A 14,621-nucleotide genomic window follows, 5' to 3' on the forward strand; every position below is an offset into this window, starting at 1 on the left:
TGGATAATATGATATAATATAAAATCACAAATAAGGTTAAAAGGGTTTATTATGAGATCTTCACGTCTTCTTCTCTCCATCTTCTCTGTTCTTTTTCTGTTCGTTGGATGCGGTGGTGGATCCTCCTCATCACCTACAGATGAGGATCCGATATTTCCCGATGCTGTTGAACACAATGCCTCTTTCACTTCAGACCATTTTAGCGGTTCACAAAACTGTGCACGGTGTCATGACGGATTGACTGATGAGAATAGGAGCGATGTCTCCATCCATAAAGCATGGCAAAGTACGATCATGTCCAACGCTGCCATCGATCCGTTCTGGAAGGCCAAAGTTGCCAGTGAAGTAAAGCGTAACCCGCATGTCCAAGGGGTCATAGAAGAAAAATGTGCCCGCTGCCATACGCCTATGGCAAGTGTAGAGGCAGGTTTTTCCGGAGATCCGGTAACACTCCTAGGTGATGGTTTTTTAAATCCGGAAAATCCGCACTATGACGCAGCGATGAACGGGGTTAGCTGTACACTCTGTCACCAGATAAGCAACACGGCTCAACTAGGTACGGTGGATGGCTTTTCCGGTGGTTTTGAGATAGCAGATGAGAGAATGATCTATGGTCCTTATCAAGATATTAATCCAAATCCGATGATCAACAATGTCAACTTTACTCCACTCTATAGCGCCCATATGATGGACTCAAAACACTGTGCGACCTGCCATGACCTTGATACACCGGTACTGCATCCTGATGGAGAACTTGCAGGCATATCCTTCCCGGAACAAGCACCTTATAGAGAGTGGGAATACAGTGAATACAACGGAACGAAGCATTGTCAGTCATGTCACATGCCGGTTGCGGAAGGCGGAGTGGTCATCTCGACACGTCCGGATAACGGTACACTGGCTCCACAAGAACCATTCCACCAGCATAAGTTTATCGGTGCCAATACCTATATGCTCAATATCATCAAAAACAACAAAGTAAAACTGGGTGCTATCGCTGATGATGCAAGTTTTGACCAGACGATCACCAATAATCGGGCATTCCTGCAAGCTTCAGCAGATGTCGAGATAACTCCCTCAGACTATAGTGATGGGAAATTGAGTTTCAGTGTCAAAGTCACCAATCACAGCGGACATAAATTTCCTACCAGTATCCCTACACGTCGTACATGGCTTCATGTCACGGTCAAAGATGCAGAAAATACTACAGTCTTTGAGTCAGGGGCCCTTGCTCCGGACGGTAGACAGATCATCGGTGTAGACGATAACCCCAACCAGGCCTATGAACCACACTATGAGAAGATCGTTGATCCCTCTGAGGTCCAAGTCTATGAAGGGATCATGGCAGACACAGAGGACAATGTAACCTACACCCTGCTCAATGCGGCACAATTTGTCAAAGATAACCGTATCATGCCGCGAGGAATGGATAAAACTGCTGTTCCAGAGACGATAAAAGCCTATGGAGCTGCCGATACGGACCCTAACTTCATAGGAGGAAGCGATACTGTCGATTACGAGATAGCATTGGCTGCAAGCAGCAGTTATACGGTAAACGTCACGCTCATGTACCAGACACTCGCCTACGGATTTGCACAGGATCTCTACAAAGATGATGACCTCACCGAAGTCGCACTGATGAAATACCTCGATGAGCAGACAAAACTCCACTCGGAAGAGGTATCCGCCGACCAAGCCGTTATTCCTCTCCTTCGTTAAAAGGAAGGGTATCCTCTTCCCTCTTGTTTCTATACTTGGTATAGGAACAAGAGATACCACCTAGCCTCTTTCCTATCAGGGAGTAGGAGTTAAAACGCTACCATTTTCTGGCTTCACTACCACGAAACTTTATTAAACTGCCAGATAAAAACAAGGTGAATCGCTGAAGAACCGAAGGTAACATCCGTACAGTTAGGAAACCACACCTCTCTATAAAAAATCGTCAACCTCAATCTTATGCTGTACTACTCTGTAAATCAGACTGATTAGAGGGTCATTTGGTTGAGACATAGTGCTACGCACACACTACACGTAGCCGGTGCTATAGTCACAGTATGAAGATAAAACTCTGTAAAAAATTTTCCAAGATCAAGAAATTTGAAAAAAAGCTTTCCAAAGCTTTTCCCGATAGCACCATCATTGTCAACTCATGCATCGGAGGTTTTTGCAACAAATGCAGGTCCCAGCCCGTGGCCAAGGTAGATGGAGTAAAGGTGAAAGCTAAGAGGATGGGAAAGCTGATCAAGAAGATCGAAGCGCTTTATCCATTCGCTTAGGGCGCATTCCCAAAATAGAGATGGGGAAACAGATATCCTTTAAGGCTTGATATGAATAGTAGTACCTACCGTCACATACTTTAAGACTTCATCCATATCACTGTTATACATTGCGATACATCCTGCCGTCCAATCCGTACGCTGTTTAAAAAATGACTTAAACCATCCCCCTTCATTATTGGGTTGGCCATGGATCATGATCGCTCCGCCGGGGCTTTTTCCTTTTTTTCTGGCATTTCTACAATCTTTTCTGTTTGGATAGGAGATATGCAGGGCTTTATAGAAAGAGCTGTTTGCTTTAAAATAGTCAAGCTTATAGTAGCCCTCCGGCGTTTTTTGGTCACCTTGTACCTGTTTGTGTCCGACAGGATTTCCGCCTAAAGCGATGTTGTAGGTTTTGAAGACTTTACCCTTGTGTGAAAGGATCATCTTTCTTTCTGATTTTACGACGGTAACCAGATCTGCTTTGATACTTGACGATTTCGAAAGTGATGCAGTATTTGCAAAGAGAAACATAGGGGCAACAATGAAGAGAAAGAAATATTTTTTCACAACGATCCTTTGAGTGGGTTTGTATCATATGAGATATCAAAAACCTGAAAGAGAAGAAGGTAGAGGTATCCTGACGCAGAGGTAAAAAGATACTTCTTTTAGTGTGCGGTCTGGCGATCTTTAAAAGGTAAAGACCCATGACTTTCTGTCCTTGCTTCACAACAAGTTTAGCTTTTAACATTAATATCTGAGTAGATTGTACTATGATAATGATTAAAAAATTATAAGACGGAGAGAGTGCCTCATTTTTCACCACTCTTTCCAGACACTGTACCGTTAACGCTTCATGATGCGGAAGAGGAACGGCACTGGGTATAGTATTGCCATCTTGCATAGTAAAAAGCATTAAATTGAAATATCTGATTTGCCCCAAAAGAGTAAATAGAGACGAGAGAAGTCCGCTATCAGCGAAGTGAAGCGCATAAGACGGGTTCCATATCAGAAGATATCGAACCCGACGGAGATTAGGACATGATCTCTTCTATGGTAATATAGTCACCTACTCTACCCGTCATCTCTTCTACATCCGTATTGACCGGGAGTGTTTTCTTACCAGGCTGCCAACCTGCCGGACATACTTCACCTGTTTTTTCAGCATGCTGCCATGCTCTTACCTGTCTGAGGAACTCGTTGACGTTTCTTCCTACCATCGGTGCCTGTACTTCCTGCGCCACTACAGTCCCCTCCGGATTGATAAGGAATCTACCTCTCAGTGCGATCCCCTCCTCTTCGATCATTACACCGAATGCTCTACTGACCGTTCCTGTAGGGTCTGCACCGATCGTCAGCTTAAGATCTTTCAACAACGGCTCGGTCTCAACAAATCTTTTGTGAGAGAACTTCGTATCTGTGGATACGGCAAGGATCTCTACACCCATCTCCTGGAACTCGTCATATTTTGCATTCATTGCCGCGATCTCTGTGGGACATACGAAGGTAAAGTCTGCCGGGTAAAAACATACCACATACCATTTACCAGCATAATCCTCACTCTTTACATTTGTGTAGTGACCTGTTTTCGCATCAAATGCATCCATTGCAAATTCCGGCGCTTTTCTTAGTACTAAAGATGAACTCATTCTATTTTCCTTTGTTTCTCTATTTTTATTGTTTTCTTCTTCTGAGACGTTTTGTGTCTCTTCTATCGGTTTGGAACCTGTATCACAAGCCATAATCAATCCTTTCTCTAAAGGATAATTATTATCCTTTGATAAAATTTATTTTATATGAATCATTCTTAAAGTTTTATAAAACATTCAAAAAATCTATAATTTTCTTTATTATTACTTATATTTAATAGGATATTTACTGATAGAGTGCTTATTTGTTTCCCTTTGTATGAGATTTTCCCTCTCTGAGATACTCTCTTTTATTCCCTGGAGTCACTATACTATATATACTCCGGTATCGTTTTCATCTCGAATGCTATAAAATCGATAAAACTATACGTTTTGATACATCTTTCTCAATTAAATTAATCTTACTTTAAGCTTTAATGTTTTATTAAGTTTTATTCTATATAATTTCGATAACTTCTATAAAGAGACAGTTTTTGTCTTTTATTTTCCCAAATCAAATTTTTATCATAAAGGAGTAAGCATCGAAGTACTAGCCTATACAGTTACACTATCTATCGCAATCATGCTTTTGGCAGCCAGAGTAAAACGGCCGATCTTTTCCCGACCGGCACTTACACTTCTCACCGTTCTCTTCTTGAGCACTACCGGTGCCGAAGCTGCTTATGAACATATCGCAAAAAAGGCAGGGATCAGTTCACAAAAGTTTGCATCGATCGTGAAGAAGATTGTCAAGATAGAATCTACGACGGGGAGCTACTATACTAAGAACAAAAAAAGCGGTGCCTACGGACGCTACCAGATCATGCCTAAAACAGCCAAGGAATATGCCAGGAAACTGGGCATCCCTTACAGCCAATGGAAAAAGCCTAGCAATCAGGACAAAATATTTCATGCCATCCTAAAAAACAATATCCGCGCACTGAAAAGAAAAGGCATCGAGATCAGTGCTTTTACTATCTACGGAGCGCACCAGCAGGGTGCAGGCGGTTTCAATGCCATTATGAAAAACAAGAAACTCACAAAACGCCTCGAACGAAATCTCCGATACAACCTTCCAAAAAAGCTGAGAAAAACACACCGTTCGAAACTCGTTATCGTATGGAAAGAGTATTGGCAGGAGAGGCTTGCCTAAGCCCTTCGTTCCGCATCTCCTGGTGCGGAATGTCCCCTCACCCTTCTCCTCATTCCCTACTACTATAGGGAATCTACCCTTTGAATTCCATGCTTCAAGTGAGAATGACTACAGAACACTATTTCCCTCTCACGCTAGTCTATGATCATAGGATATAGGATTAAAGTAGGGGTTCATATCGAAAGATAGGAAACCGGTAAGCATAGCATCCAGGTAATGGTATGATCAGTACCTGACGCTATATTTTTAGAAAGTTGGCTGAAGTTTTTAGCGAAAAATCTCAGGCAACCTGCTTTTCTTTGCTCTCCTGAAGAGCGATCTCAAAGCGTTTTATATGCGAAACAAAAATGATAATAATGAGATGAGTTATCTTCCCCTCTTCCCCGTATATTCAGTGGATATAGATCCAAATGATAAATCTGTTTCTTTCTATACTCTATTCAATTTTTTATGATACGTGTTTAACGCAATACTTGAACTACCCTCCGCTTATCCAAGCGGAGAGTAATGGGTGATTATGCCATGAAACCGCTTGTTGCAGAAGTAGCAAGACCAAGCGTAGTATCAAGTAGGTTATCAACCAAACCAAGTGTACTGCCTACAGTACCAAGTACTGTATCGTTCACTAGAAAGTCAACTCCACCAACAAGTGTGTTCACTGCAGGCAATACAGTACCGTTCACTAGATTATCAGCGATGATCGTTGTGTTATCAACTGCAGCATCCGCAACCAATAAAAGGTTTACTACATCAGCAGTGATCGCTGTTGTCGCAACAGAAGTAGCAACATCCAACACATGGTCAACAGAAAGAGCCAGGTTCGCAACATCGTCAACTACAACATCACCAACAGTAGCCACTGTATCTACAGTGTTTGCCACTGTACCAACCAAGTTTCCAACGCTTCCTAGTAAATCTCCTAATTGTAGGCTATCAAATACGTAATTCATAAAAATTTTCCCTTTTTTCAATATATTTTCGTATGCATTGTACACACAAGGCATTGTACAACCAAATAAATTAAAAATTATAATATTTTATAAAAATTGATAACAAAAAAGTTATAAAGTCTAAAAATTGACACCTAGTTACGATGAAGGGCACTTCCTCCCTTTGATCAGGGCGCATTACCACGGACACCTTGGTAAAGAGCTAGAATCCATATCGCCCCCTCCGTCATTCCCGACCCCGATCGGGAATCCACACGCTTTCCTGCCATCTAGCGATGGATTTATAAGTTACAGATAGATTAACCTGCGATATGCACCCCAAGGGCACTTCCTCCCTTTGGTCAGGGCGCATTCCCAACGAGGACGTTGGGAACGAGCTATGAATCCATATCGCCCCTTACGTCATTCTCGGGCTTGACCCGGGAATCTACACGTTTTCCTGGCATCTAGCGATGGACTTATAAGTTACAGATAGATTAACCTGCGATATGCACCCCAAGGGCACTTCCTCCCTTTGGTCAGGGCGCATTCCCAACGAGGACGTTGGGAACGAGCTATGAATCCATATCGCCCCTTACGTCATTCTCGGGCTTGACCCGGGAATCCACACGCTTTCCTGCCATCTAGCGATGGACCCATAAATTACAGATAGATTAACCTGCGATATGCATTCCCAACGAGGACGTTGGGAACGAGCTAAAAATAGTAAAGTATGGGTTACATATCAAGAGATATGGAACCAGTGAGGAGATGCCCCTTTCATCCGTAGGTTTGGCACTGCCAAACGTTCTCAACCGATCTTCATGTTTCTTGCTTATTTTCCACTATCGGTAGATTACATTTCGTTCCCATGCTTCGCGTGGGAATGACTAATCCATATCGACCCTTACGTCATTCTCGGGCTTGCCCCGGGAATCCACACTCTGTCTGCCATCTAACGATGGACTTATAAGTTCCAGATAGATTAATCTGCGATATACACCCCAAGGGCACTTCCTCCCTTTGGTCAGGGCGCATTCCCAACGTCCTCGTTGGGAACGAGCTAAAGGTTTTTTATTCACCTCTCATTTATATTGTATTCTTATAGTTTAACTGATTTCTCCGACTATCAAGCTTCGCACTTTTTCAGTATACGACGAGCTAAAAAACATAACTACTTAAAGCATCTAGTCTACGAGTTCGTTGACTTTGAGATTTCGTACCTGCCGACATAGATTTTTTATATAACTCAACATATTTATTTGGTTCAGAAGTCTGTGAAAGATTTTTTAATTCAGTATAAAAATCATCAAGTTTTTTAGATACGAATTCAATATCTTCTTTCTTTTTATAACATTCTTGAGCAAAACACCATAAACCATAAATATGACTGACACCCTTAATCGAATATTTCTCATAGTCAATATGTAATGCCTCCAAATAACTTGTGATATCAATAAAATCTTTTTTGGCAGGTTCAATTAAGTCTTTTTCATTATATAGTTTTTTATAATAATTATCAATAATATCCTGTTTGTCAGCACCTAATGGCTTCTTTTCTATTACAGCAAAAAGAAGTTCAGAGATAAATTCTTTGTCTTCCATTCTAGCTAAATCATAATGTTTGGTACGCTCTTTCCAAAATGCTATTTCAGCTAAGTCCGTTACTGTTTTTAATAATAAACTATTATGATATTGGGAATGCCGTAACTCCTGTCCATTTAATGCCTCACCATTTCTATTAAGTCTATCAAAAAGTTTATCTATTAATTCTTTGTCTTCTGTATCTACATATTGAATTTGAAGTTCATATCTCCAAAAAGCTTTTTTAAAATAATGTAATGCCTCCTTATCTAAATCTTTAAAATAAAGTCCTGCTAATTCATCACCTTCATTATCAGTTTCTGATGTTGCAGGTATTTCATTATTAATAAATCTAATAATGGATGTTAAACGTTGTTTCCCATCAATCACATCAAAAGATTGTTTACCCGTTGCATCATCTATTTTTTTATGCAAAAAAATTGGAGGTACAGGATAATTTCTCAGTATACTGTCAATAAAAAATGATTGTTTTTCTTCTGACCAAACAGAATAACGTTGGTAAGCTGGATCAAAATTATATTTATTTAACTGAAAATTTTCCCAAAATTCAGCAATTTGTATTGTGTTTGTTGTCCTTTGTAATATCTCATTCATTATACTAACCTCTCTAAAATTTTTGCATTTGGATAAACTATCAATTTACTAAATAAACTTGTTAGAACTGCTGTAAATGATTTAGCAGGGTTCGGATTTATCATTTTAACATTCATTTCAGGATTACAGTTTACTAAAATAGCATCTAACTCATTTCTATCTACATGCCAATATGATAAACCACATATTATACAATCATCATCTTTACCCATACCATGTATTATCGTTTCAATATTGTTATGAATTTGTTTGGACCATGAACTGTCAATCCGACCTGCTTCACCTGCAGGTGGTATAAGAGGATTAATTAAATGATAGTCTTCTAAATTTTCATAATCTATGCTAAACTCGGAAATTGGTGCATCTTTAATTTCTTTTTCATATGATATCTTATACATAGTATGATCTTGTACAGATCCATGTTTAAAGCTAATAGACCCATGTGGCTTAAAAATTTCAATAACCTCTCTATTACCTCTTGCATAAGGGAAACCATTAATTGAAAATGGTATATTTGCTTGCATTAATATTCTCTCAAGCCAGATATCATAATTGTATGTAACTATATTAACTTCTTCATATCTATTTTCATCAATTATATTTTTTAAATATTTTGCCCAGGTCCATTCTAAATCATGATCTGTAAGCTCATCAATCTTTTGATTATAAAATACAAATAGACTACGTAGATAAGCAATTAATTCTAAATAGGCAGAAAAATAAATATCATTTTTATTTTCAGCTAATGCTGATTTTTTAGGATGAGCTGCATAAACATTTATACATGTTATAATATCCTCTATCAACTCATAAGCTGCACTGTTGGTCATATTTGGCCTAGCCCCAAGATTCCATAAATTTGGACAGTGTTTATAAGACAAAAAACCAGGTTGTTGTGTTTCTGGCCACGGAACTTCCGCTCCAAATTTAAAAAAATTACTTACATCAATATTGTTTTCTTTTTTCGCATGCTTTAAAAAGTCAATTGTAAACCCATTACCCAAGACTAAAAGTAGTTTTTTTGACATATTACCCCCCTCTTCCCTTTTTATTTAAATGAAAATCATGCTACTTTTCACCCGTTTCCAACATTGTATAGACAAGGGACATCCTCGTTGGGAACGCATACTCAACATTTAGCGCCTACTTTTGAGCTTCCAACCAACCCTTCATACTCTCTATCTGCTCAAGTGTTCTCTCAGTAGCCGTACCACCTTCAGATTTACGGGCATTCATCGAAGCACGGTTATCAAGGAGTGCTACCACGTCCTCACCGATACGCTCATCGATGCTCTTTAGATCTTCAATGCCAAGCTCAGAGATATCAAGTCCTTTCTCTTCTGCCATATTCACGACATTTCCTACGATGTGATAGGCATCACGGAACGGAAGTCCCGCTTCTTTTACCAGGTAGTCAGCCAGGTCGGTTGCAGAGAGGTGACCGATCATACATGCTTTTTCCATCTTCTCCACATTGACTCTCATCTCTGCGATCATCTCGTTCATCACCTGAAGACTTAGAGCCGCTGTTCTCACAGAGTCGAAGACACCCTCTTTGTCCTCCTGCATATCTTTGTTGTATGCAAGGCTGAGTCCTTTCATCACAGTAAGCAGTGAGATCAGGTTACCGTTCACACGGCCTGTCTTACCACGAAGGAGTTCAGGGATATCAGGGTTTTTCTTCTGCGGCATAATGGAGCTTCCAGTTGCGTGTCTGTCACTGAGTGTCACGAAACCGAACTCGCTCGTACTCCAGATGATCAGCTCTTCGCTCAGACGGCTCATGTGCATCATCATCGTAGAGATGTTAAAGAGGATCTCAAGCGCGAAATCTCTGTCACTTACCGTATCCAGACAGTTCAGCGTCGGTGCATCAAAGCCGAGTTTCTCTGCCGTGATCTTACGGTTGATCGGGTGAGGCGTACCTGCAAGTGCCGCACAACCGATAGGAGAGAAATTGTTACGCTCATAAGAGCTCATGAAGCGTTCATAGTCACGCTTGAACATACTCGCATACGCCATCATATGGTAACCGAAGTTGATCGGCTGTGCATGCTGAAGGTGTGTCATACCTGGAAGGAGTGTCTCTGTATTCTCTTCAGCGACTTTAATGAAGGTCTGGATATTCTCCAGAAGCAGCTCCGCGATAGCCAGCGTATTTCTCTGTACATACATTCTGAAGTCAAGCGCTACCTGGTCGTTACGGCTTCTGGCAGTATGCAGACGTTTCCCTGCATCGCCGATACGCTCAGTCAAGTTACGCTCGATCGCCATATGGATATCCTCATCATCACCGTCAAGCGTGATCTTCCCTGCATCTATATCCTCTTTGATCTGAGCCAACCCGGCATCGATCGCAGCAACATCCTCTTTTGAGATGATCCCCTGCTCTCCCAGCATAAATGCATGGGCACGTGAACCTTCGATATCTTCTGCATAGAGTGCTTTGTCAAAAGGTAGAGAGTTATTAAGTTCAGTGAGAAGTTCGGAACTCGCAGTTGAGATCCTAGCTGATGCCATCTTTTTTGCCATAGAATATCCTAATGTATAGTATTGGGAGTATTTTAACGTAAAGTTGGTTTGAAATAAGTGATGATGAGTGATCGGGGTCGAAGAGCCAAACGTACAAGGAAAAAGGGAAGGAAGGAGAGGCTCTTCTGTAAAAGGGAGCCAGGAAGAGTAAACAGGGAGATTTACATTTTTGAACAAGGAGTAAATGAAACTCTTCAAGGCTGGCAACCTTTTCTAATTAGATTATAAGATATGGGAGTTAATGGGGAGTAAATCAAACATCAACGAACAGTAATGTAGCAGTGATACGTGATACGTGATACGTGATACGTGATACGTGATACGTGATACGTGATACGTGATACGTGATACGGATCATGTCAGAGTTACGAGCGTAAGTCAAGTGTATTTCGACACTACTACTTCGCGTAGGGTGCGTAATCACGCACCAAATAGGAAATAGGAAATAGGAAATAGGAGTGAGCAGTGAGCAGTGAGCAGTGAGCAGTGAGCAGTGAGCAGTGAGCATCATGACAGGGATCTGAGAGGATGTCAAGTAATAAGTAAAAAGAAATAAAGAGTGATGGTTTTGATTGAACTTATAATGAAATGAATGTGTGATTGAATAAAAAGAAAGAAACTCAAAGTGGCAGCGACCTACGTTTCCACAAGCGTAGCCTGCAGTATCATCGGCGATGGGAGGCTTAACTTCCAGGTTCGGAATGGAGCTGGGTGTGACCCTCCCTCTAACCCCACCACAAAGAGAAAGAAATACATCGTAATGTACTTGTTTCTCTTTGCTCTAAAGAGCTTTGAGAGCTTAACATTGTTAAGAGTCTAAAGAATGCGTAAATTACAATCGGTTGCAATCTTACTAAGTTTGCACTTAATAAGGTAGTACCCGTAGTTGAATAAAATAAAAACGAACGATCTATTAGTACTGGTCAGCTAAATGACTCTCATCACTTACACACCCAGCCTATCAACGCAGTAGTCTTCTGCGGATCTTCAGGGATGATTCATCTTGGAGTTGGCTTCCCGCTTAGATGCTTTCAGCGGTTATCACATCCGAACATAGCTACCCAGCGATGCCCTTGGCAGGACAACTGGTACACCAGTGGTTCGTTCAACCCGGTCCTCTCGTACTAGGGTCAACTCTCCTCAATCATCCAACGCCCACGGCAGATAGGGACCGAACTGTCTCACGACGTTCTGAACCCAGCTCGCGTACCGCTTTAAATGGCGAACAGCCATACCCTTGGGACCTGCTTCAGCCCCAGGATGCGATGAGCCGACATCGAGGTGCCAAACCTCCCCGTCGATGTGAGCTCTTGGGGGAGATCAGCCTGTTATCCCCGGCGTACCTTTTATCCTTTGAGCGATGGCCCTTCCACACAGAACCACCGGATCACTATGACCGACTTTCGTCTCTGCTCGACATGTACGTCTCGCAGTTAAGCTGGCTTGTACCATTATACTCTACGATGGATTTCCAACCCATCTGAGCCAACCTTTGTAAGCCTCCGTTACTTTTTAGGAGGCGACCGCCCCAGTCAAACTACCCACCAGACATTGTCCTCCGTCAGGATAACTGACGTAAGTTAGCAATCAGAATATATAAGGGTGGTATCTCAAGGATGGCTCATCATCAGCTGGCGCCGATGAATCAAAGCCTCCCACCTATCCTGCACAAATATATCCCAATTGCAGTGTCAAGCTGTAGTAAAGGTGCACGGGGTCTTTCCGTCTTGCCGCGGGTAGGAGGAATTTTCACCTCCACTACAATTTCACTGGATCCCTGGTTGAGACAGCTCCCATCTCGTTACGCCATTCATGCAGGTCGGTATTTAACCGACAAGGAATTTCGCTACCTTAGGACCGTTATAGTTACGGCCGCCGTTTACTTGGGCTTCGATCAAGAGCTTCGCACGAATGCTAACCCCATCAATTAACCTTCAAGCACCGGGCAGGCGTCACACCTTATACATCCTCTTACGAGTTAGCAAAGTGCTGTGTTTTTGATAAACAGTCGGGAGGGACTCTTTGTTGCAACCTCTCTCGCTTTCTGGAGCAAGTCCATATACAAGAGTAGGCACACCTTATTCCGAAGTTACGGTGCTAGTTTGCAGAGTTCCTTAACCAGGGTTCTTCCACGCGCCTTAGAATACTCATCTCACCCACCTGTGTCGGTTTACGGTACGGGCAACTATTAATATACTTAGAGGCTTTTCTCGGCACGACGGTATCAACGATTCTGAATCTTCTCCGAAGAGCGTCATCAGCCTGTCAGGTCTCGGAAACAGCCGGCGGATTTTCCTATCCAGCTTACCTACACCCTTCGACCCACTATTCCATCAGTGAGCTCGTTTAACCCTATGCGTCCCCCCATCGCGCTTAATAGTTGGTATTGGAATATTAACCAATTTGCCATCGTCTACCCCTTTCGGACTCGACTTAGGACCCGACTAACCCTACATTGACGAGCATCGTGTAGGAACCCTTGGGTTTTCGGCGAACAGGATTCTCACCTGTTTTATCGCTACTCATGCCTGCATGCTCACTTCTAGCCGCTCCACCACTCCTTACCGGTATGGCTTCAATGCTGACTAGAACGCTCTCCTACCACTTACACTAGTGTGTAAATCTACAGCTTCGGTGTCTATTTTAGCCCCGTTATATTTTCGGCGCAGAATCGCTAGACCAGTGAGCTGTTACGCTTTCTTTAAAGGATGGCTGCTTCTAAGCCAACCTCCTGGTTGTCTAAGCAACTCCACATCCTTTTCCACTTAAATAGAACTTTGGGACCTTAGCTGGTAGTCTGGGCTGTTTCCCTTTCGACCTAGGATTTTATCACCCTATGCCTGACTGCCATGAATTCATATATGGTATTCGGAGTTTGACTGGGTTTGGTACCTTGGTGTAGGCCCTAGCCCAATCAGTGCTCTACCCCCATATACTTCGAACATGACGCTATACCTAAATATATTTCGGAGAGAACCAGCTATCACTAAGTTTGATTGGCCTTTCACCCCTATCCACAGGTCATCGGAGGAGTTTTAAACCTCCACCCGTGCGGTCCTCCACTGGCTCTTACACCAGCTTCAACCTGCCCATGGATAGATCACTTAGTTTCGGGTCTGCAGCAACTAACTATTCGCACGTTAACACTCGCTTTCGCTACGGCTTCGGGTTTCCTTAACCTCGCTAGTCACCACAACTCGCAGGCTCATTATGCAAAAGGCAGTCCATCACCCTGATAAATCATAGGGCTCTGAATGATTGTAGGCAGATGGTTTCAGGTTCTATTTCACTCCGCTCACCGCGGTTCTTTTCACCTTTCCCTCACGGTACTGGTTCACTATCGATCCTGGAGTAGTATTTAGCCTTGGAAGGTGGTCCTCCCATATTCAGTCAGGGTTCCACGTGTCCCGACCTACTCGAATAAAGTCTAATTAGTTTTCGTATACGGGACTTTCACCCTCTTTGGTCTAGCATTCCAGCTAATTCTACTAACACCTTAAACTCTTTAGGGCTAATCCCATTTCGCTCGCCGCTACTTTGGGAATCTCGGTTGATTTCTTTTCCTATAGGTACTGAGATGTTTCACTTCCCTACGTTCGCTCTCTCGAAAGAGTAACATGCGTCACCACATGCTGGGTTGCCCCATTCGGAAATCCAGGGATCAATGCTTCTTGGCAGCTCCCCCTGGCTTATCGCAGCCTAGTACGTCCTTCATCGCCTCTCCTGGTCAAGGCATCCACCATCTGCCCTTAGATTAATTTATTTAATTCTAAGGTACTACCTTATTAAATGCAATCTGAGTCATTTTTACATGATTCATCTTTATCTAATAAAAGTATGCTTTTTTATGAGTTTGCACATGAAAGATTATCATTTCTGATAATTTTCTGTTAAATTGTAATTTGTTTATGATATATGAAGT

General features: G+C 42.2%; 9 protein-coding genes, 2 rRNA genes and 1 riboswitch. Of the genes, 3 read left to right on the forward strand and 8 right to left on the reverse strand.

The features are described 5' to 3' along the window. The first annotated feature begins 51 nt into the window (after window positions 1-51). Window positions 52-1,719, forward strand: a complete 1,668-nt coding sequence (locus AC4JOV_RS10290) for a cytochrome c family protein (RefSeq protein ID WP_229937669.1) — start codon at window positions 52-54, stop codon at window positions 1,717-1,719. A 335-nt stretch (window positions 1,720-2,054) separates the two neighbouring features. Continuing rightward, complete coding sequence (locus AC4JOV_RS10295; protein WP_229937668.1) at window positions 2,055-2,276, forward strand: DUF1450 domain-containing protein; 222 nt, start codon at window positions 2,055-2,057, stop codon at window positions 2,274-2,276. A gap of 39 nt (window positions 2,277-2,315) precedes the next feature. Here AC4JOV_RS10295 and AC4JOV_RS10300 read toward each other — a convergent pair whose 3' ends face one another. After that, window positions 2,316-2,828: a L,D-transpeptidase family protein gene (locus tag AC4JOV_RS10300; RefSeq protein ID WP_229937667.1), complete on the reverse strand. Its 513-nt coding sequence runs from the start codon at window positions 2,826-2,828 to the stop codon at window positions 2,316-2,318. 101 nt (window positions 2,829-2,929) lie between these two features. After that, window positions 2,930-3,010, reverse strand: a riboswitch (cyclic di-GMP riboswitch). 282 nt (window positions 3,011-3,292) lie between these two features. Next, entirely contained in the window at window positions 3,293-4,000 is a 708-nt protein-coding gene (locus AC4JOV_RS10305; protein WP_229937666.1) for a peroxiredoxin, read from the reverse strand. A 475-nt stretch (window positions 4,001-4,475) separates the two neighbouring features. Between AC4JOV_RS10305 and AC4JOV_RS10310 the strand changes: the two genes are divergently transcribed. Then, window positions 4,476-5,039, forward strand: a complete 564-nt coding sequence (locus tag AC4JOV_RS10310) for a transglycosylase SLT domain-containing protein (protein WP_229937665.1) — start codon at window positions 4,476-4,478, stop codon at window positions 5,037-5,039. A 515-nt stretch (window positions 5,040-5,554) separates the two neighbouring features. On the opposite strand, the gene AC4JOV_RS10315 is transcribed toward AC4JOV_RS10310, so the two are convergent. The 6 genes from AC4JOV_RS10315 to AC4JOV_RS10340 all read right to left on the reverse strand — a co-directional run bounded on the left by AC4JOV_RS10315 (window position 5,555) and on the right by AC4JOV_RS10340 (window position 14,463). Continuing rightward, window positions 5,555-5,932: a hypothetical protein gene (locus AC4JOV_RS10315; protein WP_229937664.1), complete on the reverse strand. Its 378-nt coding sequence runs from the start codon at window positions 5,930-5,932 to the stop codon at window positions 5,555-5,557. A 1,197-nt stretch (window positions 5,933-7,129) separates the two neighbouring features. Then, window positions 7,130-8,167 (reverse strand): DUF262 domain-containing protein, encoded by a 1,038-nt coding sequence (locus AC4JOV_RS10320; RefSeq protein WP_229937663.1) that lies wholly within the window; start codon window positions 8,165-8,167, stop codon window positions 7,130-7,132. Continuing rightward, window positions 8,167-9,195 carry a hypothetical protein gene (locus tag AC4JOV_RS10325; RefSeq protein WP_229937662.1) on the reverse strand — a complete coding sequence of 343 codons (1,029 nt, stop codon included), beginning with the start codon at window positions 9,193-9,195 and terminating at the stop codon, window positions 8,167-8,169. The genes AC4JOV_RS10320 and AC4JOV_RS10325 overlap by 1 nt, the downstream gene beginning before the upstream one ends. Before the next feature lie 115 nt (window positions 9,196-9,310). After that, window positions 9,311-10,699: an argininosuccinate lyase gene (argH, locus tag AC4JOV_RS10330; RefSeq protein WP_229937661.1), complete on the reverse strand. Its 1,389-nt coding sequence runs from the start codon at window positions 10,697-10,699 to the stop codon at window positions 9,311-9,313. A 623-nt stretch (window positions 10,700-11,322) separates the two neighbouring features. Beyond that, window positions 11,323-11,438, reverse strand: a 5S ribosomal RNA gene (gene rrf / locus AC4JOV_RS10335). A 153-nt stretch (window positions 11,439-11,591) separates the two neighbouring features. Then, window positions 11,592-14,463: ribosomal RNA gene (locus AC4JOV_RS10340) — 23S ribosomal RNA — on the reverse strand. Window positions 14,464-14,621 lie beyond the last annotated feature (158 nt).

Source organism: Sulfurovum sp. MH2-6 (assembly GCF_058374785.1).

Bases quoted from the DNA above. Each gene is read 5' to 3' on its own strand.
- AC4JOV_RS10325 (WP_229937662.1), bottom strand. From the start codon at position 9,195: ATGTCAAAAAAACTACTTTTAGTCTTGGGTAATGGGTTTACAATTGAC.
- AC4JOV_RS10290 (WP_229937669.1), top strand. From the start codon at position 52: ATGAGATCTTCACGTCTTCTTCTCTCCATCTTCTCTGTTCTTTTTCTG.
- argH (WP_229937661.1), bottom strand. From the start codon at position 10,699: ATGGCAAAAAAGATGGCATCAGCTAGGATCTCAACTGCGAGTTCCGAA.
- AC4JOV_RS10295 (WP_229937668.1), top strand. From the start codon at position 2,055: ATGAAGATAAAACTCTGTAAAAAATTTTCCAAGATCAAGAAATTTGAA.
- AC4JOV_RS10320 (WP_229937663.1), bottom strand. From the start codon at position 8,167: ATGAATGAGATATTACAAAGGACAACAAACACAATACAAATTGCTGAA.
- AC4JOV_RS10305 (WP_229937666.1), bottom strand. From the start codon at position 4,000: ATGGCTTGTGATACAGGTTCCAAACCGATAGAAGAGACACAAAACGTC.